This window comes from Bisbaumannia salifodinae (genome assembly GCF_055388505.1).
Genome location: NZ_AP043781.1, coordinates 4,080,237 through 4,100,687 on the forward strand (window position 1 = coordinate 4,080,237; position 20,451 = coordinate 4,100,687).

Here is a 20,451-nt window from a genome sequence, read left to right on the forward strand (position 1 = left end):
AGAGGAATCAAGGAATGTCACAGAATCACGCTTGCAGCCCCAAGGCGCTGTATCTCGAGATCACCGGCCGTCACGACGACAACGCGCTGAATAGCTACGAGTTATACCGCGGTGATGCCCCCCTCGAGTCCCTCGCCGAAGGCGACGCCTCGGAGGGCCGCTTCGGTCCCATCGTCGAATCGACGCAGGAGTTCTTCGACGACGAGCTGGCCGACATCCGTCTGATCCAGAAGATCGGCGATATCGAGATCCCCCTGCTGGACGAGGGCGAGCTCACCCATACCGGCCTGATTCCCCAGCAGCGCGACTTCCAGCATCACTTGATGGTCTCCTGCGTGCCGATGCAGTATCTGGATCACCAGGAGATCGCCGCCGGCCCCTGTCGCGGTGGCTTCCTGTACGTGTTTCTCAACGGACGTCTGATCCGCGAGCTGGCCATTCGCGTCGAGCCGGGCAAGGCGCCGGTCTTCGTCGACAGCGACGTAGCGGGCTACCGTCGACAGGACGAGGTTCCGGTAATCCGCGACTATACCGGGCCGGAACTGGCCAGCCTGCACCTGCCGTTGCGGCTGGCTGGCGAGGCCGCCGACGTGCGCCTAGCCTATTCGGACCACCCCTGGCCCTGGGCGCACGTCATCGAACTCGAGGCCGAGCCGACGCGCCTCGAGCAGCGCGTCCAGCCGCTTCCCCTGAACATCACCGCCGTGGCGGCCATGCTGAATGGCCACCTGCGCAACCAGTATGCATATGGCCTGGAGATGGGCCGCGATGAGGCGATGGGCAAGGTGGCCCTGGAATGGCTACCGCCCATGCGAGATCGCGATCCGCTCTACGAACAGGCCCGGGGCAGTGCCCGCGACTATCTGGAGGATCTCTCGGGCGAGCAGTGGGCGGGGCTTGTCCAGCAGTTGCAGGATGAGCGGGCCTTCTTCGACTCCAACGAACAAGAGGCCACGGCTCCCGAGCTCGATATACGGCGGCGTCAGCGTGATTTTGCCCCGGCCCTGCGGGCGACCCTGGTGCAGCAGTGGAACAACGCCCGGCGCAGCGACGAGGACCGTGCCGACGATGCCTCGCTCGCCCTGATCCCGGCACCGGCAAGTGGCGAGGACATTCTGGCGCCACTCAAGGACCAGCAGCTGTGCGCGATCTTCCTGCGCGATCCCAAGCTGGCGGTCGGCCAGTTGATCGACGACATCCAGGCCAGTCAGGAACTGCTCTGGGTGCTCTCCGAGGGCATGAAATACCATCCCCATGGCAAGTCGGCGGAGCTGGTGCTGGCCAACTGCTTTATGCCGCACGGTCCCGAGGGCGAGGAGAACCCGCTCTATCTCGACGAGTGGCTCGACCGGCGCCTCGACCGCTCCCGGGAGAGCCTGTTCGCCCGGCTGACCAAGGAAGAAGAGCGCCGCCTGGCACGCCTGCGCATCGACGAGCGGCTGTCGGCGCTGGTCGAGATGATCGAGGATACCTCGCCCGGCGCCTTCGGCGTCGCGCTGCGCGATGCCATGCCCTTCGACGACCTCAACTGTCTGGAGGCCTATGCCTGGCTATCGCGTAGCCTCGAGCCGTTGATGGCGGGCATGGACTGCCTCGATCCCAAGGCCACGCCCGAGGAAGCCGAAGCATTGCAGGCGCCATCGCGGTGTCGCCAGGCATTGGATGCCTTGTTTATCGAGGCGTCGCACCCCCTGGCCTACCTGCTGTTCGCGCCCGAGCACCGGGAAGAAGACAGTTGGGGCGTGGCCTATGCCCGGAACCTGGCGAAGATCACCCGGGGCGGTACCCGAGTGGCCGACCAGGCCGGCGACGTGGCCACACCGGTGGGAGATGCATTGATCGCCCACCAGCAACGGCTCGACGAGGAGGCCAGTGACCTCGGACCCGGCATGGGCCAAGTCCGCATGGCCCTGAATGGCACGGAAGCCATGGCGAGCCGAGTGTTACCAGGCCTGCTGAATGCTTGGTCACGCATAAAGCTCGGCGAAGGGCGTATCACCCTGACGTTGGCCACGGACCTCGCCGATCTCAAGGGCGCGATGATGGGCGGCCTGCCCCTTCGGGTGACGCAGCAGGATGGTCGGATCGTCATGCTGCTTCCCGACGAGGTCCGCCCGCTGTTCGAGGAGATGGCCCAGGGCAGCGTCGCCCTTCAAGCGGCTTCGGCGCGCAATGTGCTGGGGGGAGAGGCGGTCTTGACCTCCTCCGCTACCGTTCAAACGCATCGAGTGTCCGGTCAGGTGACCAGTGAGCAGGCCTACCGCTGGACCCAGAGCGGCTATATCGGGCTCTGGTCGGGGTTGGCGGTGCTGGAAGTTTATAATTTGGTGGCATCTGGGCATGCCGTTAACGAAGATTTTGGTTCTCGCTCCATCGCTGGGGTGATCAGTGCCGCCCTCGATGCCTCTCTATTGTCATTACAGGGCCTTAAGCTGGCCAATGTTCGCTGGGGCTGGGCCATCCAGGCCAATCAGTTTCTTGATATACGCTTTGTCACAGATGTGGACTGGCGTAGAGCTATGGGCCAGGCCGGCCAGGTCCGAGGGGGGATGGCATTTGGTGCTGGGCTCTTTACAGCAACACTGGTGGCTATCGATGCCTATCAGCTCTATCAGCAAGGACTGAAAAATTCGGCCAGGTGGACGGCAGGTGCGAGTGCCGCCATCGCCGTGGGCAGCTATGTGGGTTCAGGCTATGGCCAGGCGGCGGCCAATATTGCTCAAGCTAACCTAGTGCGGAATCGCTTCCTGAACGGCCTGCTGGGTCTGGTAGGCACGCCACGCCCGGTACCGGTGATGCTGGTCGGACTCGGGGTGGCGCTGGTCTGCCAGTATATGGCCACCAACGCCCGCGACGATCGCTTCTCCCTCTGGGTGCGCTATGGGCCCTTCGGGCATGAGCGGGATGAGCTGGCCGGCCGGCTCCAGGATTTGACGGAGGACGCCGAGGGCGATGCTCACCAGGCGGACAAGCACGATTACCTCGCCCCCCTCCAATCGGCCTCCCCCGAAGAGACGTATTTCCAGTTATTGCAGGGGCTCTTCCAAGCGCACTTCGAGCTGGTGACGCCCCACGGCCTGGTCGATATGGATCCCGCTTTCCGCGACTGCGATATCGCCATCCGCCTGACCTGTCCCGCGCTACGCTATGGCGAGTTCTCCTTGCCCATTCCCAACCTGATGGCCGATTACTCGGCGCCGGTGCCGGATAGACGATTCAGCTACCAGTATGCGCCCATAGATCGACGTCGGCTCCTGGTGGAGGTCGATCGCCGAGACCCCGAGGAGGCCGCAGTGCGTTATCTTGGCCTGCGGCTGCCTGAGCAATGGCGCCGCATGGGCGTGCCCAGGGTGCCAGGATTCGGCGACGTGCCGGCCGACTGGCTCATGGCCAATCAGGCGAGCTTCCGCCATGAGCCCGACTTGCAGCGTGCTTACCATCGAGGGGAGCATCTGGTACGCCTTAGTCTGGACAACGTGGAGGGCGAGGGAACCATCGACTACTGGGCCCCCTCCGAGCGGAAACACCAACAATTGGAAGGCCAGGTCAGTCTGCTGGCGCAGCCGACAACCCTGACCTGGCGCTGGAACAAGCAAGGAGGCAGGACATGACCGATGCTGCGCAACCGGAAGGGTACGAGGAGACGGCCTTCACGGCCGACCGCATCCCCCGCCAGGCCCCGCCGCCACCCAAGGGAAAACTGGGAAAGCTGGGTGATGCCTTCGATATAGCGCGCCTACCCTGGGGGCATTATATCGGCGTCAACCCCTCTGAGTTTGAGTATGAGTATTTAGGGTCTTGGTATCGTGAATATAAATACATGGGAGAACGAGACTACCATGACTACAGCATGATAAATGAGACACGCTGGTCAAAGTTTGTCGATGAAGATATCAGCTTGATCTATCGCTTCTTGCGCTTCTGGTTTGTTTTCTGGACGCACCTTCTTAGTTTTATTGGTCCAGGAGGGGGTAAAGGGGGGGGGTGGTTTATTACCGGTATCGTAGCTGCTTGCACCATCTTGTTTCTATTTGCTGCAGATACTATCTTTTCTGCACTAACGCCTCTAGCAATTGTCGTGGCAATTTGCGGGCTATGCACTGTGCTGAGAAGGCTTTTTGAAACCCAAAGCATTCGTTTCTATAAGAGCAACAAGAACTGGTCGAATGATGTCGCCTTCTGTCGACGCTCCGGTCTGGTCAAGAGCTTCCAGGGCGACTTTCCTTTCTACGAGTTCGATGCCTTTATCGAAATGAGCGCGGACATGAAGGGTAACCAGTACCATACCCTCAAGGTGCGTCATCGCTATCCGCAGTTCAGCAAGCATCCCAACTGGGGGGTGAGAGGGCCGTTGGAATTCACCTTCCCCACCGATACCGGCAGCATCGCCGAGCGCTATGCCATGTGGGATATGCTGAGCCGCTATATGGACGTCAGCCAGCCGCTGCCGGACATTCCCCGGCTGGAGCCGTTCCGCCATCTCGACCCCACCACCCGGGCCTATGACGAGGCCGGCAAGCGGGGCCGCCCGGCCACCTACTGGCGCGACCTCTACGCCAGGGTGGACGAGAAGGAGCTGAAACGCCTTCGCGACGAGCACCACCAGACAGTGAACGCCGCCCCCTGGGGCAGCCGCCCCGACCTGATGGCCCAGTCGGTGCCGGGCTATAAGGACAGCTACACCGCCGAGCCCGAAGACGTCAACGCCTACGCGCATGCCCCCAGCAGGAAGGTGCGCTTCGTGGAGCGTCCCGACGCGACCACCGAGGAAGCGCCCCGGCAGGAACCACCCCGCTAGCGGCAGCGCCGGTAAACTTGCTGCGCTTCCGGTATGGATAACGGCCAGGGACCGTTATCCCCCCCCCGGCGCCACATGGAACGTGGCGCCCATCTTCACCCACCAGGGAAGGCATTGACTTGTCTTCCCCGGCGGTAGCGTGGCTAACCGCCTGCCCATTGACCGACAATCGCCACATCCCTAGGGACGAGATGACCTTTGACACCCGACCGTCGGCGCTGACCTGGGTCTGGAACCGCCAAGGAGGCCGCCCATGAGCCCGACCGAGACCGATCCGCGCCCGGCACCCGATAGCTACACCGAGACCGCCTACCGCGCCGATGCCATCCCCGAGCAGAGCTATGCCCCCCATAACGAGATGCTGCGCGGGCGTATCCTCGAGGCCCGCCTGCCCTGGGGCAGCTACCTGGGCCTTAACCCTACCACCTACCAGTACTCCGATCTCTGGTATCGAGAGTACCAGTATATCGGCGACGATTATCACGATTACACCATGATCAATGAGACGCGTTGGTCACAACAAGTCGACGAGAACGTAGGGGGGATTTATCGAATATGCCGATTCCTGCTTTTCCTCTACTCACACGGATTTAGCTTTATCTTACCCGGGGGGGGGCGCGCTGGAGGGGGGGTGCTATTTACGGGAATTATGGCGTTTGGCACCCCGCTATTCATCTTTTCTGCAGACATCTGGTTTCAGGGACTTATACCACTTGCCATTATCTCGGCATTTTGTGGGTTCGCCACGCTGATTCTCCACCTTTGGGACAAGTACGAGCTCCGATTCTATAAACGTAACCGCAACTGGACGGATGAGCTGGCTTTTTGTCGTCGCACCGGCATGGTCAAGACGCCGATCGGCGACTTCCCCTTCTACGAGTTCGATGCCTTTCTCGAGATGACCGTGGGTACCCAGGGTTCACAGTTCCATTCGCTCAAACTGATCCACCGCTACCCCCACCGCAGCCGTCTGCCGCATACCAAGCACCCGCTGGAGTTCAGTTTCTCCGTGGATGGCAGCATCGCCCAGCGTTATGCCGCCTGGGATATGCTGCAGCGCTATATGGATGTCTCCCAGCCATTGCCTGACGTGCCGGAGCTGGAGCCCTTCCGGCATCTCGACCCCACTACCCGGGCCCATGACGAGGCCGGCAAGCGCGGCCGCCCCGCCACCTACTGGCGCGACCTCTATGCCAGGGCCAGCGAGGCGGAACTCAAGGCGCTGCGCGAGGCCCATCGCGCCGAGGTGGATAGCGCCGCCTGGGGCGGCCGTCCCGACCTGATGGAGCGCTCGGTGCCCAACTTCGGCGAGGCCCGCCGAAGCGAGCCCCAGGACGTCAACGCCTACGGCCGCTTCCCCTGGAAGGCCGGCCCACTCGTCGAGCGTCCCGAGGCCGCCTCCCCGGAGGACTCACCGAGAGAGACTCCCCGACAGGAACCGCCACCCCGCTAGCGGCAACGCCGATAACTCCGCCAAGTCTCCCGGTGGGGATAACGGCCAGGGACCGTTATCCCCCCCCCGGCGCCACATGGAACGTGGCGCCCATTCTCACCCGCCAGGGAAGGCATTGACTTGCCTTCCCTGGCGATAGCGCGACCGACCACTCAGCGGCATGGGGAGGAGTAAAAGCCCAGGAGATACGACGAGAATGATGGCTAAAGGCATGAGCCGAAGTTCATGCTTATCAACAACAGCCGGAGTGCCGCCCATGTTGGGCATAGTCTTCATATGGAAACAAAAAAACTCTAATGGAATAGCAAGGATATAACAGTGAAGAGATTCGATATCTATGAACACTCTGTCTATGGAATGAGAGCAGTAAATCGGGGAATAAACTGGCCAGCCTTCTTCTTCTGCTGGATCTGGGCCATGGTGAAAAAGATGTGGGCGGTTGGCTTTTCCCTGCTCGGCCTGCTGGTGCTGTTCGTCATGATTGAAGAGTTCTTTTTCTACTACGCCAACATGGGGGGTATTTATTTCATGTGGGCCATGCAGCTGGCCCTGTTCCTGTACGCGGGGGCGAAGGGAAATGACTGGCGCAGAGGCTATCTTCGCAAGTGTGGTTTCCAGTATATCGCCAACATAGAAGCGGCTAATCCGGATGCGGCCATGACCGCAGCGAAACAGCCTGTCAACGAAGACGCTCAGGAAGGAACGACCAAGGGATGAGTCGTCACAAGTCCCATTGTCGTCTACCCCTCGAGTTTTCCCACATCACACCACCGTTTCAAGGAGAGAGCACATGCTTCCATTAAGTTTCAAACGGGCTTTTGACATCGAATTCGTCAACGCCCTGTATGAGCGGCTTCAGCACCATGATGACTCCCTGACGCTGATACTCAGGACGAAGAGCGGCAGAGTCGTCACGGCCCCCAGCAAGGCCGGCATGGGAGAAATTCGCAACGCAAACAACAAGCCACTATTCGGAATGAACCCGAAGGAGGGAATCGTAAACCTGAAGCAGGCAGGGGAACTGCAGGCTCCTTTGCTTGATTTCTTGAAGGAACGAGGCATCGACCAAGAGGAGGTCAGCTATGACCTGGGGATTATCTGCACCGTGATCTACGTTGCATTGATCGCTGGCGTTGGGCTCTTCTACACTTCCAGCAATAATATCGAATTCCTTTACCCCTACCTCCTTGCCTGCGTGGCCTTCACCCTCTCGGGCCTGGCATTGATGTCATATGCTTATAAGCCTGGCCAAGAGAAATGGTCCATTCCGTCCATGCTGGTCCTCGCCATCGGCACCTTGCCCACCGCCCCCTCGAGCCTCCTGGTACTACCGATGATCAAAACCTTTGGGCGCGCCAAGCTGCGTCGGCTGCTTAACCAGGATAGCGAAGAAGCAGAAACATCCCATGGCTAGGCTTTGTTAGAAAACTGCCTGCGCTCGCCGACTTTTCAGGCAAAGCTTAACGAAAGGGGCCTCCCGCCATGCGGGAGGCCCCTCGTCGTTGGTGACGCCGGCGATCAGCCCAGCCGGGCGCGGATGGCGGCTTCGATGCCGGCGGCGTCGAGGCCGCAGTCGGCGAGCAGTTCCGCCGGCTTGCCGTGCTCGACGAAGGCGTCGGGCAGGCCCAACTGGAGCAGCGGGGCCTGGATGCCCTCGGCGACCAGCAGCTCGGCCACGGCGCTGCCGGCGCCACCGGCCACCACGTTCTCCTCCAGGGTCACCAGCAGGTCGTGGCCGGCGGCGGCGGCCAGCACGGCGTCGCGGTCCAGCGGCTTCACCGAGCGCATATTGAGGTGGCCGGCATCGAGTCGCTCGGCCACCTCGGCGGCCGCCGGGTTGAGGCTGCCGAAGGCCAGCAGGGCGACCCGGGCGCCGGGGGCGGCGCCACTCTCGCGGCGGGTCTCGGCCCGGCCGATGGCCAGGGGCTCCAGGTGGGCGGGAATCGCCACCCCGGGGCCGGTGCCCCGGGGGTAGCGCACCGCGGCGGGGCCGGGGTGATGGTAGGCGGCGCTGAGCATGGCCCGGCACTCCGCCTCGTCGGCGGGGGCCAGCACCACCATCCCCGGCACGCAGCGCAGGAAGGAGAGGTCCATGCTGCCGTGGTGGGTGGGGCCGTCCTCGCCGACCAGGCCGGCCCGGTCGATGGCGAAGGTCACGTCCAGGTGCTGCACCGCCACGTCGTGGATCAACTGATCGTAGCCGCGCTGCAGGAAGGTGGAGTAGATGGCCACCACCGGCTTGACGCCCTCGCAGGCCATGCCGGCGGCGAGGGTTACCGCGTGCTGCTCGGCGATGGCCACGTCGAAGTAGCGCTGGGGATACTCCCGGGAGAAGCGGATCAGGTCGGAGCCCTCGCGCATGGCGGGGGTGATGCCGATCAGCCGGCTATCGGCGGCGGCCATATCGCAGATCCAGTCGCCGAAGACGTTGCAAAACTTGCGCGGCTTCGGGCGCATGGCATCGCTGGGCGCCTTCCTGGCCGGCGCGGTCGGCTTGAGCGGCGGCGCGGCGGAAGCGTCGCTCTTTTCCAGCTTGGTGATGGCGTGGTAGCCGATGGGGTCCGCCTCGGCGGGACGGAAGCCGCGCCCCTTGCGGGTCTTCACATGCAGGAACTGGGGACCGTCCAGGTCGCGCATATTGCGCAGGGTCTGCACCAGCAGCGGCAGGTCGTGGCCGTCGATGGGGCCGATATAGTTGAAGCCCATCTCCTCGAACAGCGTCGCCGGGCTGATCATGCCCTTCATATGCTCTTCGGTGCGCCGCGCCAGCTCCAAGGCGCCGGGCAGGTGGGAGAGCACCTTCTTGCTGTTCTCGCGCATGGCGGTATAGGGCTTGCTGGCGAGGATCCTCGCCAGGTAGCTGGCAATGCCGCCGACATTCTCGGAGATCGACATCTCGTTGTCGTTGAGCACCACCAGCAGGTTGGCGTCCACATGGCCGGCGTGAGCCAGGGCCTCGAAGGCCATGCCGGCGGTAAGGGCGCCGTCGCCGATCACCGCGCAGGTGCGCCGCTGCTCGCCCTTGGCACGGGCCGCCAGGGCCATGCCCAGCGCCGCGGAGATGGAGGTGCTGGAGTGGCCCACGCCGAAGGTGTCGTACTCCGATTCGGCGCGGCTGGGAAAGGCCGCCAGGCCGCCGTATTGGCGAATGCGCGGCATCGCCTCGCGGCGCCCGGTGAGGATCTTGTGGGGGTAAGCCTGGTGGCCCACGTCCCAGACCAGGCGGTCATGGGGGGTCTCCAGGGCCTGGTGCAGGGCCACGGTGAGCTCCACCACGCCCAAGCCGGCGCCGAAGTGGCCGCCGCTGCAGCCCACGCTGTAGAGCAGGTAGGCGCGCAGCTCGTCGGCCAGCTGCTGGAGCTGGGCGCTGGGCAGGGCGCGCAGCGCGGCCGGGGTGTCCAGGGCGTCGAGCAGCGGCGTGGCCGGGCGCTCGGCGGGAATCTCGTCGAACAGCTTCATGGGGTCATCCGCGTATTCAGTGGTCGCGCTCGATCATGTAGCGGGCCAGCTCGGCCAGCGGCGTGGCAGCCTCGCCCAGGGGTGCCAGGGCGGCGATGGCCTCCTCGAGCAGGCCATCGGCCTTGGCCCGGGCGCCGTCCAGGCCGAGCAGGGCCGGATAGGTGGGCTTGTCGTGGGCGGCGTCGGCGCCGGCGGTCTTGCCCAGGGTGGCGGTATCACCGGTCACGTCGAGGATGTCGTCCTGGATCTGGAAGGCCAGGCCCACGGCGCGGGCATAGCGCTCCAGGGCCGCCACCCGGGGGTCGTCGTCGGCGGCGGCGCTGAGGGCGCCGAGGCGCACCGCGGCGCGGATCAGGGCGCCGGTCTTGTGGCCATGCATGGTGGCCAGGGCCGCCACGTCCGGGTGCTCTCCCACCGCGGCCAGGTCCAGGGCCTGGCCGGCCACCATGCCGTCGCGGCCGGCGGCCTCGGCCAGGGTCAGCATCAGCGCCGGCAACCGCGGGTGTGCGGCCCGGGCCAGCACCTCGAAGGCCAGCGCCTGGAGGGCGTCGCCGGCGAGGATCGCCGTGGCCTCGTCATAGGCCTTGTGCACCGTGGGCTGGCCGCGGCGCAGGTCGTCGTCGTCCATGGCCGGCAGGTCGTCATGGACCAGGGAGTAGGCGTGGATCAGCTCCACCGCGGCGGCGGGGGCGTCGAGCAGGGTATCGTCGGCGCCCAGGGCGCGGCCGGCGGCATAGACCAGCACTGGGCGCAGGCGCTTGCCGCCCACCAGCAGGCCGTGGCGCATGGCCGCCTCGAGGCGCGCCGAGGGGGGCGTCCGCTCGGCGAAGAGCCCCTCCAGCCAGGCATCGATACGCGCCCGGTCGGCGGCCAGGCGCGTGGTCAGGGGCTCAGGCGTCATGGGGCACCTCGTCGTCCGGGCCGGCGAAGGGGGCGATGCCCAGGCTGCCGTCGTCCTGCTCCACCAGGCGGCGCACCTGCAGTTCCGCCTCGTCCAGGCGGCGCTGGGCGTCGCGGGTCAGGCCGACGCCCTGCTCGAAGGCCGCCAGGGAGGCCTCCAGGCTCAGTTCGCCGGATTCCAGGCGCTCCACCAGCGTCTCCAGGCGTTCCAGGGTGGCGGCGAAGTCCTGCGGCTCGGCGCCCTCGGGTGTCGCGGTATCCTTGTCGGCCATGGCCCCCTCGTCGGCTAGTGACGCCGCGGCCGGCGTCGCCAAAAAGTCAAAGCGCACAGTATACACCCTCTGCCCCGGGGGGCGTCTGCCCCAGCATGACCGGAGCCCGGGGCAAATGCAGTAAGAGCTCTCGCTGTCCTGGTCCGGGGCTACCCTGGGGGCAGGCCTTCGCAAGGCGCGGTAAACCCTTCCATGGGCGCTACATTTGCCTTCCCTGGCAAATGACCCTTGCTCCGGCCTGCCCCCAGCGCCCCGAGGTCATACCGGCAAATCGTATCCTCCCTGGATGCAGCCGGCTCATGCTGGCGGCGCAGCATTTTCATCCGGCGCCCCCGGCGGCTGTGCTAGGATAGTGCCCCTGTTACGCCCCCTGCGTGAGTCTCCATCCGCTTCGCGCCGGTTCCCCGCCCCCTTGCCGTCCGGAACCCGCCGCGCCCCTCGGGAGGCGAACAGGCACACACTATATGACTGATAAGCGGCCCCGCCGCGGAAAGGGTTGATTCGAGAATGGCCAAGACGTCGTTGGACAAGAGCAAGATCAAGATCCTGCTGCTCGAGGGTATCCACCAGAGTGCGGTAGATAACTTCCTGAACGCCGGTTACACCAATATCGAGCACCTCGCCACCTCCCTGGACGAGGCGTCGCTGATCGAGAAGATCCGTGACGTGCACTTCATCGGTATTCGCTCCCGCACTCAGCTCAACGAGCGCGTCTTCGCCGCCGCCGAGAAACTCAACGCCGTGGGCTGCTTCTGCATCGGCACCAACCAGGTCGACCTGGGCGCCGCCCTGCGCCGTGGCATCCCGGTCTTCAACGCCCCCTACTCCAATACCCGCTCGGTGGCCGAGCTGGTGCTGGCCGAGGCAATCATGCTGCTGCGTGGCATTCCCCAGAAGAGCCATTCCGCCCACCAGGGCGGCTGGATGAAGAGCGCCAAGAACTCCCACGAGGCCCGCGGCAAGACCCTGGGCATCGTCGGCTACGGCAATATCGGCGCCCAGCTGTCGGTGCTGGCCGAGTCCCTGGGCTTCGACGTCATCTTCTACGACGTGGTGACCAAGCTGGGCATGGGCAACGCCCGCCAGGTGGCCAGCCTCGAGGAGCTGCTGGCCCGCGCCGACGTGGTCACCCTCCACGTGCCGGAGCTGCCCTCCACCAAGTGGATGATCGGCAAGGAGCAGATCGCGCTGATGAAGCAGGGCGGCATCCTGATCAATGCCTCCCGCGGCAGCGTGGTGGTGATCGAGGACCTGGCCGTGGCCCTCAAGGAAGGCAAGCTGCTGGGCGCGGCCATCGACGTCTTCCCGGTGGAGCCCAAGGGCAACAACGAGGAGTTCGTCAGCCCGCTGCGCGGCCTGGACAATGTCATCCTCACCCCCCATGTGGGCGGCTCCACCCTGGAGGCCCAGGAGAATATCGGCGTCGAGGTCTCCGAGAAGCTGATCACCTACTCCGACAACGGCACCACCGTGACCTCGGTGAACTTCCCCGAGGTGGCCCTGCCGGCCCACCCGGACAAGCACCGCCTGCTGCATATCCACGACAACGTGCCGGGCGTGCTCTCCGAGATCAACCATGTGCTCTCCGAGAACGATATCAATATCTCCGGTCAGTACCTGCAGACCAACGAGAAGGTCGGCTATGTGGTGATCGACGTGGACAAGGCCTATGGCGCCAGGGCCCTGGAGGCCCTCAAGCAGGTGGAGCATACCCTGCGCGTGCGGGTGCTCTACTCCGAGGTCAACTTCGATAGCTGATCGTTCGCCTCTCCAGCGATAGCAGGGCCCCGGCATTCGCCGGGGCCCTGGCGTTTGTGAGCTTGATCCAGGTCAAGGCCACGGGGTGCGTGCCTCTCCCGGCTTGAGTAGAATGGCGCCTCCCCAACCCCGGTCCGTCCTTTGCGAGGACGACTACCAGGAGAGAGAGATGACCCAGGATTCCCCGCGGATCGTGGTGGCGGCGCTCTACCAGTTCGTCACCCTCGAAGACTTCGAAGCCCTGCGCGAGCCGCTGCGCCAGACCATGCTCGCCCATGACATCAAGGGCACCCTGCTGCTCGCCCGGGAGGGCATCAACGGCACCGTCTCCGGCACCCGGGAGGCCATCGACGCCCTGCTGGCCTGGCTCAAGGCCGACCCGCGCCTGGCCGCCCTGGACCACAAGGAGTCCTACTGCGACGCCCACCCTTTCTACCGCACCAAGGTGAAGCTCAAGCAGGAGATCGTCACCCTGGGCGTGCCCGGCATCGACCCCAACGACACCGTGGGCACCTATGTGGAGCCGGAGCAGTGGAACGAGGTCATCAGCGACCCCGAGGTGCTGGTGATCGATACCCGCAACGACTACGAGGTGGCCATCGGCAGCTTCGCGGGCGCCATCGATCCCAAGACCACCAGCTTCCGCGAGTTCCCGGACCATGTGCGCCAGCACTATGACCCGAGCAAGCACAAGAAGGTGGCGATGTTCTGCACCGGCGGCATCCGCTGCGAGAAGGCCTCCAGCTTTATGCTCAAGGAGGGCTTCGAGGAGGTCTATCACCTCAAGGGCGGCGTGCTCAACTACCTGGAGAAAGTGCCCGAGGAGACGTCCCTGTGGCGCGGCGAGTGCTTCGTCTTCGATAACCGGGTCACGGTGCGCCACGACCTGAGCCGCGGCGACTACGATCAGTGCCATGCCTGCCGCATGCCGGTCTCCGCCGAGGAGATGCGCTCCGAGCAGTACGAGCCCGGGGTCAGCTGCCCGCACTGCTACGACGGCCTGCCGGAGAAGACCCGCGCCGCCGCCCGGGAGCGCCAGCGCCAGATCGAGCTGGCCAAGGCCCGTGGCGAGCCCCATCCCATCGGCCGCGACCCGCGACAGATGAAAGTGGCCGAGGCCGAGGAGGCGTAGGCCGCGATACATAGCCCACCGGGGCTAACCCGAGTGATTACACGGCCACCGCGTCTCGACGCGGTGGCTTTTTTCGTGATAATGGTTAACCTTCAAATGGATTTTCTACGGGATGCCCCTGGACCCGATGGATGGGTCTGGGGCATCCCGCGCTTTTCTGGAGGGAGTCATCATGCCGACCGGGCCGGCCTATCTCACCGTGGTGCTGGTATGGGCCACCACCCCCCTGGCCATCAAGTGGAGCGCCGAGGCCGGCGCCCCGGTGGGCAGCGTCTGGCTGCGTATGGCCATCGCCGCGGTGCTGGCCCTGCTGATCCTGCGCCTGCTGGGCCGCGGCCTGCCCCGCTCGCGTCGCGCCCTGCTCAGCTATGCGGTGGCGGTGCCCGGGGTCTTCGGCGCCATGGCGCTGAGCTACCGCGCCTCCATGAGCCTGCCCTCGGGGCTGCTGTCGGTGATGTTCGGCCTGGCACCGCTGATCTCGGGGCTGATTCTCCAGGCGCTGCCCGGCGCCACCCGCCTCAAGCCCTGGCACTGGCTGGGCTGCCTGCTGGGGGTGGCGGGCCTGGCGGTGATCTTCGCCGACTCCCTGGGCGCCGGCCTCGACCAGCTCGGCGCCCTGGCCATGATGGTGGCGGCGGTGACCCTGTTCAGCGGCAGCGGCATCGCCGTGCAGCGGGTGGCGGCGGGCCTGCCGCCCCTGGAGCAGACCGCCGGCGCCCTGCTGCTGTCGATGCCCTGCTTCGCGCTGCTGTGGCTGGCCAGCGGCGAGCCGCTGATGGTGCCGCTGACGCCCCGCGGCTTCTGGGCGGTGCTCTACCTGGCGCTGTTCGGCTCGCTGATCGGCTTCCTCTGCTACTACCTGATCCTCTCGCGACTGCCCGCCGCCACCGTGGCCCTGGTCACCCTGATCACCCCGGTGCTGGCCCTGGGGCTGGGCATGGCCCTCAACGGCGAACACCCCAGCCTCTCCATGTGGCTGGGGGCGGCGCTGATCCTGGTGGCCCTGGGTGCCTACCTGTTCGGCGATCGCCTGGCGCGGCGGGCCGCCAAGCGCGCCGCCGCGCTCTAGCCCGGCCATGGTGACCGATAGCTCAATCGCCGAGACAGGTGTTGTAGGAGATTCTATGTTGCCCCTCAAGCCGCCACCGCGGTTGGGGGGCGATACTCCACCTCATGCTTCATCAGCGCAAAGGCGATGCGGGCCAGCTTCCGGGCGATGATCACCAGCGCTTGGGTTTTCTTGAGCCCGCGGGCCAGATAGCCCTGATAAGTCGCTTGCCAAGCCGGCTGGCGGCTGGCCGCCATGGCCGCGTTATATAGCAGACGGCGTACCTCGGGATCGCCTTGCTTGGTCAACTTGCGTCGTCCGCGTTGCGTTCCCGAGTCGCGCACGCGGACATCCAGCCCCAGGAAGGCCACGAAGGCATCGCTGTGACGAAAATCACCCCGTAGGAAGGCCATCACCAGGGCGGTCGCCGTTAGCGGGCCAACCCCCTCCATGGCCTGGCAGCGGGCGACGTGCTGACTGAGCCCCGCCTCACGTACGATGACCCGCAGGCGGGCCTGGATGACTTGGTCGATGCGCGTTAGCTGGGCGACCAGGCGCTTGAGCGGGGCCTGCAATTCCGGTAACTCGGCGCAGCTCTGCTGAATCGCCACCCGGGCCCTGACGAGGGTGGCACGGCGGCGCAGCAGGGTCTGTAGCGCCCGATAGGCGGGCGGTGGCGGGGTCCAGGACCGCAGGGCGGTTTGCTCGCGACTGAGGTAGCGGGCCAGCAGGCGGGCATCGCTGCTGTCGGTCTTGGCGCGGCCACCGATGCCTTGCCGGTAATGCTTGAGTTGGTAGCCATCGATGACATAGACCACATGCTCATTGCGGTAGGCTAGCTCGATCAGCAGCCTGTGGTAGGTGCCGGTGGCCTCGATGGCGATAGCGCAGTGAGCGGGTAGACGGCGCAGCCAACGCGTGATGTTGGCCTGGCGATTTTTCAGCCCTTCCTCGGTGTCGGTATCCTGCCGATAGCTCACCAGTTCGTCCTTGGCGACGTCGATGCCGATGATGGTCTGGATTGTCATCCCTCGCCCTCCGCGCTAGGTTGAAAAGGCTTGTCGGGGTGCACCCAAGCGCTGGCTTGCCAAGATCGTCGGTCTGAGGGGCGCTCAGCCGATGGATTCCTTATCGGCGCTGACTGGGTGGGGTGGGGCCATGTCTCCTACGGTCTGTGTCCCAATCGGGCCAGATGCCTGTTACGTCCCTCCACCCCGACAAGCCTTCTCACTATTGTCCTTTCTGGGTCTCCTTCAAACATACAAGCCTGCTTTAGCAGGCGATGTTATAGCGCCTGCGGCGCCAATCGCCGGCTAAAGCCAGCTCCCACCGAGTTAGGGGGCCAGCTCCCACTGGGTCAAGATGCGCTGCCTAGAAATAGGTGGCCATCTCCTCCACCACCCGCAGGTCGTCGTCCACCAGGCAGAGGCGCCGCCACTTGTCGAAGGTCAGGCAGGGATGGGAGGTGCCCAGGGCGACGATATCCCCCACCCGCACCTCGCCGCCGTTGCCGGGCAGCCCCGGCTCGACCACGGGCCCCCGGGGCAGCTCCACGAAGGCGTGTTGATCCATCAGCTTGGTGATGCGCCAGCCCGCCACCGACAGGAGATGCCGGGGGTCGCCCCCCTCGCGATGGCGGCGCAGCGGCTCCGGCAGCTGGTCGTGGCCGATATCCCGCTTGCCCAGGCCGAGGATGGCGCGGCCCGGCTCCGGCAGGGAGATCACCTGGGCATAGACCTCCAGGGCCGGGTATAGCCCCTGCTCCAGCTCGGGACGCCGCCCCAGCACGCCGCGCTGGGCCTCCCGATAGATGCCGTGATCGTGGACCACATAGCAGCCGGGACGCAGCACCGGCACGAAGTGGCGGCCCAGGTGAGCCTCCCGGAACACCTCGGCGATCAGGTCATACCAGGCGGAGCCGGAGGCGGTGATCAGTGGCGCCGCGGCCTCGATCAGGCCGTCGTGGTCCAAGGTCTGGGCGGCCTCCACCAAGTGCCAGGCGTAGCTGCGCACCGCCCTGGCCGGATCGTCGCCGAACACCACCCCCTCGTAGCCCTCCAGGCCGGCCAGCACCAGGGCCGACTCCGCCTCGATCAGCTCCCCCAGGGCCAGCACCTCGTCCTGGTCGCGGCAGCCGCAACGCCCGCCCGGCACCCCCAGTTCGATCAGCACCCGCAGGCGCAGCCCCCGGGCGCCGAAGTAGCGACTCAGCTGCGCCACATTGGCGGCGCTATCCACCACGCAGTAGAGCTCGGCGCCGGCCTCCAGCAGCGAGGCGACGATGGCCATATTGGCCTCGCCCACCAGTTGGTTGGCCATCAGCAACCGCGTCACCCCGGCGGCGAAGGCGGCCCGGCACTGGGCGGCGGTGGCCAGGGTAATGCCCCAGGCGCCGGCCTCCAGTTGGCGCCGGAACAGCGCCGGGGTCATGGTGGTCTTGCCGTGGGGGGCCAGGCGAGCACCGTGGTCGTCGGCGAAGCGCTGCATCCAGGCCAGGTTATGCTCGAGCGGCGCCTGGTGCACCACCGCCGCCGGCAGGCTGACGCCGGACAGCAGCTCGGGCAGGGTCTCGATGGCCCCCTTGTCCAGGGGCCAGGCGGAGGGCGTCGGGGAAAGGCTGGCGTCGGGGTGGGCCGATGGCATGGGCAATCAGGGCTCCTCGTCGGGGTCGGCGGAGGCGGGATCATCGGATAACAGGGGGACCAGCTCGGCGAGCCGTGCCTTGAGCTCGGCCAGGGCCGCCGGGGCCTCCTCCAGCTCGCCGCCGCGGGCCAGGGTCTCCAGGTGCAGCGCCGCGGCCCCCAGGGCCCGGGCGCCGATCACCAGGGCCGAGCCCTTCAGGGTATGGGCGGCGCGGCGCAGTGTCACGCCGTCGTCGCTGGCGATGGCGGCCTCGATCTCGGCCATCAGGGCCGGGCACTCGCCCTGGAAGAGCGCCTCCATCTCCTCGAGCAGCGCCTCCTTGCCCTCCAGGTTGGCCAGGGCCCCGGCCCGATCCCGCACCGGCTCGCCCGCCGCCAGGACCGCGGGCGCCGGCGGCGTGGGCTCGGCGGACGCCGGCGGCACCTCGTCGACGGCCACGCCCCGCGGGGGCGCTTCCACCGCCCGGTAGAGCTCGGCGGCACGAAACGGCTTGGTGACATAGTCGTCCATGCCCGCCGCCAGGCAGCGCTGACGATCCTCCCGGGTGGCGCTGGCGGTCATCGCCACCACCGTCAGGTGGCCGCCGCGGCGGCGCTCCCGCTCGCGCAGCGCCCGGGTCGCCGCCAGGCCATCCATCACCGGCATATGCACGTCCATCAGCACCACCTCGAACTCCCGCTCGGCCAGCGCTTCCAGGGCCTCGGCGCCCTGGGTGGCCAGCTCGACCTGGTGGCCGCGCTGGGTCAACAGGTCGATGGCCACCCGCTGGTTGGTGACGCCATCCTCCACCAGCAGCACCCGGCGCGGGCGCCAGTCCGCCGGCCGTGCCTCGGCGTCGGCACGCGTCGGCGTCGCCAGCCGGGGCTCGGCGCCCAAGGCCTCGCTGACCGCCTCCAGCAGCTCCGACTGCTTGACCGGTTTCATCAGCAGCCGGGCGATGCCCAGGCGCTGGCGGCGGGCCGCATCGCCGGCCCGGCTCCCGGAGGAGAGCATCAGCAGGGCCATCTCGCCATGGCGGGGATCGGCGCGCAGGCGCTCGGCCAGGGTAAAGCCATCCATGCCCGGCATCATCACGTCGAGCAGCGCCAGGGGCAGCGGCTCGGCCTCCGCCTCCAGGGCGCCCAGGGCCGCCTCGCCGCCTTCCACCACCCGGGGCCGCATGCCCCAGCTGGTAAGGATCTCCTCGAGGATGCGGCGATTGGTGGCGTTGTCGTCCACCACCAGTACCCGCTGGCCCTCCAGCAGCCGGGAGCGCGGGGGGGCGGCGGCCGGGGTCTCCACCAGGCCGAAGTCGGCACTAAAGGTGAAGCGGCTGCCGCGCCCGTCGGGGCCGCTGTCGACGCGGATCTCGCCGCCCATCATGGCGACCAGTTGGGCGGCGATGGAGAGCCCCAGGCCGGTGCCGCCATTGACCCGGGTGATGGAGGTATCGGCCTGGCCGAAGGCCTCGAAGATGCGCCGGCGCTGGGCCTCGGGAATGCCGATGCCGGTGTCGCGCACCTCGACCCCCAGGCGTACCCGCTGGGCGTCCCGGGACTCCAGGGCGAGGTCCACCACCACCTCGCCGCGGGGGGTGAACTTGATGGCGTTGCCCACCAGGTTGACCACCACCTGGCGCAGCCGCAATGGATCCCCCAGCAGCTGATCGGGAATCTCCGGGGGAATATGCACCATCAGCTCCAGGCCCTTCTCGTCGGCGCGCAGGGCCAGGGTCTGGAGGGTATCGGCGAGGGTATCGCGCAGCGGGAAGGGGCGCACCTCCAGCTCCAGGCGCCCGGCCTCGATCTTGGAGAAGTCGAGGATCTCGTTGATCAATCCCAGCAGGGTGTCCGCCGAGGTCTGGATCAGCGCCACGTACTCCGCCTGCTGGGGCGTCAGTTCGGTGCGCTCGAGCAGTTCGGCGACGCCGATCACCCCGTTCATGGGGGTGCGGATCTCGTGACTCATATTGGCCAGGAACTCGCTCTTGGCGAGGCTGGCCCGCTGGGCCTCATCCCGGGCCCGGCGCAGCTCGGTCTGGGAGCGCCGCAGCGCCCGGGCGGCGTCCTCCAGCTCGGCGGTGCGCTCGGCGACCCGCTCCTCCAGGCGGTGGCGGTGCTGCTCCAGCTCGGTGATATCGGAATAGACCGCCACATAGCCGCCATCGCCGGTGCGGTGCTCGCTGACCTGGATGCACAGACCGTCGCTGCGCACGAACTGGTAGGGGCCATGGGGATCGCGGTGCTGGGCCAGGCGCTCACGGATCCATGCCTCGGCGGAATCGAAGCCGCGGGGCATCAGCCCCCGCTCGACCACCCCACGCAGCAGCGCCTCGAAGGCCATGCCCTCCTCCACCAGGTCGCCGGGGGTGACGAAATGCTCCTTGAAGCGGGAGTTGTAGAGCACCAGGCGGTCATCCGCATCATAGAGGGCGAAGCCCTCGGCGATCGACTCCAGGGCCTCGGTGAGCTGGTCGCGGGCCGCCTCGGCGCGGGCCTGGGCCTCCTCGGTGAGGGTCACCAGGGCCTCCAGGTGGGCGCGCTGGGCCTCGAACTCGGTGATATCAGTATAGATGGCCACCACCCCACCGCCGCGGGTGCGCCGCTCGCTGATGCGCAGGGTGCGGTTGCCGGTAGGCACCGTGAAGGGCGGGCCCGGATCGCGCCGCTGGGCGAGACGCCAGGCGATCCACTCCTCGGGGTCCCGCTCGCCGATATCGACGATACCCCGCGTGACCACGGCACGGATCAGGTCCTCGAAGCGCATGCCGGGCACGACCATCTCGCCCACCCCCGAGTAGTCGCGGAACCGCGAATTGCAGGCCAGCAGGATGTCGTTGGCATCGTAGAGGGTAAAGCCCTCGGAGATGGTCTCGATGGCCTCGGCCAGCTGCAGGTAGGCCGCCTGGGCCTCGGCGCGGGCGGCCTTGGCGGCGGCCAGGCGCTCCTCGATCGTCGTCATGGCCGGCTCCTGATCTCGTAGGCGGTGCCAGGAGGCCTCGAGCCGACC

At 66.4% G+C, this 20,451-nt stretch carries 14 protein-coding genes; 8 read left to right on the forward strand and 6 right to left on the reverse strand.

Annotated features, from left to right (window positions below; translation table 11 throughout):
• Positions 1–14: 14 nt before the first annotated feature.
• From ACZ5EF_RS19075 to ACZ5EF_RS19095, 5 genes are all read left to right on the forward strand, one after another.
• Entirely contained in the window at positions 15–3,611 is a 3,597-nt protein-coding gene (locus ACZ5EF_RS19075) for a hypothetical protein (RefSeq protein WP_346060988.1), read from the forward strand.
• Complete coding sequence (locus ACZ5EF_RS19080) at positions 3,608–4,798, forward strand: hypothetical protein (protein WP_346060987.1); 1,191 nt, start codon at positions 3,608–3,610, stop codon at positions 4,796–4,798. Before ACZ5EF_RS19075 ends, ACZ5EF_RS19080 begins: the two co-directional genes overlap by 4 nt.
• A 253-nt stretch (positions 4,799–5,051) precedes the next feature.
• Entirely contained in the window at positions 5,052–6,251 is a 1,200-nt protein-coding gene (locus tag ACZ5EF_RS19085; RefSeq protein WP_346060986.1) for a hypothetical protein, read from the forward strand.
• Between the two features lie 318 nt (positions 6,252–6,569).
• Positions 6,570–6,968, forward strand: a complete 399-nt coding sequence (locus ACZ5EF_RS19090; RefSeq protein WP_346060985.1) for a DUF2628 domain-containing protein — start codon at positions 6,570–6,572, stop codon at positions 6,966–6,968.
• 73 nt (positions 6,969–7,041) lie between these two features.
• Positions 7,042–7,665 carry a hypothetical protein gene (locus ACZ5EF_RS19095; protein WP_346060984.1) on the forward strand — a complete coding sequence of 208 codons (624 nt, stop codon included), beginning with the start codon at positions 7,042–7,044 and terminating at the stop codon, positions 7,663–7,665.
• A gap of 104 nt (positions 7,666–7,769) precedes the next feature.
• Here the strand turns inward: ACZ5EF_RS19095 and dxs are convergent, their stop codons facing one another.
• The 3 genes from dxs to ACZ5EF_RS19110 are packed head-to-tail and all read right to left on the reverse strand — an operon-like array spanning position 7,770 to position 10,882.
• Complete coding sequence (gene dxs / locus ACZ5EF_RS19100) at positions 7,770–9,710, reverse strand: 1-deoxy-D-xylulose-5-phosphate synthase (protein WP_346060983.1); 1,941 nt, start codon at positions 9,708–9,710, stop codon at positions 7,770–7,772.
• 16 nt (positions 9,711–9,726) lie between these two features.
• Entirely contained in the window at positions 9,727–10,611 is an 885-nt protein-coding gene (ispA, locus tag ACZ5EF_RS19105; protein ID WP_346060982.1) for a (2E,6E)-farnesyl diphosphate synthase, read from the reverse strand.
• Positions 10,601–10,882: an exodeoxyribonuclease VII small subunit gene (locus tag ACZ5EF_RS19110; RefSeq protein ID WP_195860425.1), complete on the reverse strand. Its 282-nt coding sequence runs from the start codon at positions 10,880–10,882 to the stop codon at positions 10,601–10,603. Before ACZ5EF_RS19110 ends, ispA begins: the two co-directional genes overlap by 11 nt.
• Positions 10,883–11,389: 507 nt before the next feature.
• Between ACZ5EF_RS19110 and serA the strand changes: the two genes are divergently transcribed.
• The 3 genes from serA to ACZ5EF_RS19125 all read left to right on the forward strand — a co-directional run bounded on the left by serA (position 11,390) and on the right by ACZ5EF_RS19125 (position 14,841).
• Positions 11,390–12,640 carry a phosphoglycerate dehydrogenase gene (gene serA / locus ACZ5EF_RS19115; protein ID WP_346060981.1) on the forward strand — a complete coding sequence of 417 codons (1,251 nt, stop codon included), beginning with the start codon at positions 11,390–11,392 and terminating at the stop codon, positions 12,638–12,640.
• Between the two features lie 169 nt (positions 12,641–12,809).
• Positions 12,810–13,772 carry an oxygen-dependent tRNA uridine(34) hydroxylase TrhO gene (gene trhO, locus ACZ5EF_RS19120; protein ID WP_346060980.1) on the forward strand — a complete coding sequence of 321 codons (963 nt, stop codon included), beginning with the start codon at positions 12,810–12,812 and terminating at the stop codon, positions 13,770–13,772.
• Between the two features lie 172 nt (positions 13,773–13,944).
• A complete protein-coding gene (locus ACZ5EF_RS19125; protein ID WP_346060979.1) occupies positions 13,945–14,841 on the forward strand; it encodes a DMT family transporter in 897 nt (298 codons plus the stop codon).
• Between the two features lie 65 nt (positions 14,842–14,906).
• Here the strand turns inward: ACZ5EF_RS19125 and ACZ5EF_RS19130 are convergent, their stop codons facing one another.
• The 3 genes from ACZ5EF_RS19130 to ACZ5EF_RS19140 form a co-directional block, all read right to left on the reverse strand.
• Positions 14,907–15,848 (reverse strand): transposase, encoded by a 942-nt coding sequence (locus tag ACZ5EF_RS19130; protein WP_346060978.1) that lies wholly within the window; start codon positions 15,846–15,848, stop codon positions 14,907–14,909.
• Between the two features lie 343 nt (positions 15,849–16,191).
• The gene (locus tag ACZ5EF_RS19135) at positions 16,192–17,463 is read right to left on the reverse strand and encodes an amino acid deaminase (protein ID WP_346060977.1); all 1,272 of its coding nucleotides are present in this window, start codon (positions 17,461–17,463) and stop codon (positions 16,192–16,194) included.
• 6 nt (positions 17,464–17,469) lie between these two features.
• Positions 17,470–20,403, reverse strand: a complete 2,934-nt coding sequence (locus ACZ5EF_RS19140) for a hybrid sensor histidine kinase/response regulator (RefSeq protein WP_346060976.1) — start codon at positions 20,401–20,403, stop codon at positions 17,470–17,472.
• Between the last annotated feature and the right edge of the window lie 48 nt (positions 20,404–20,451).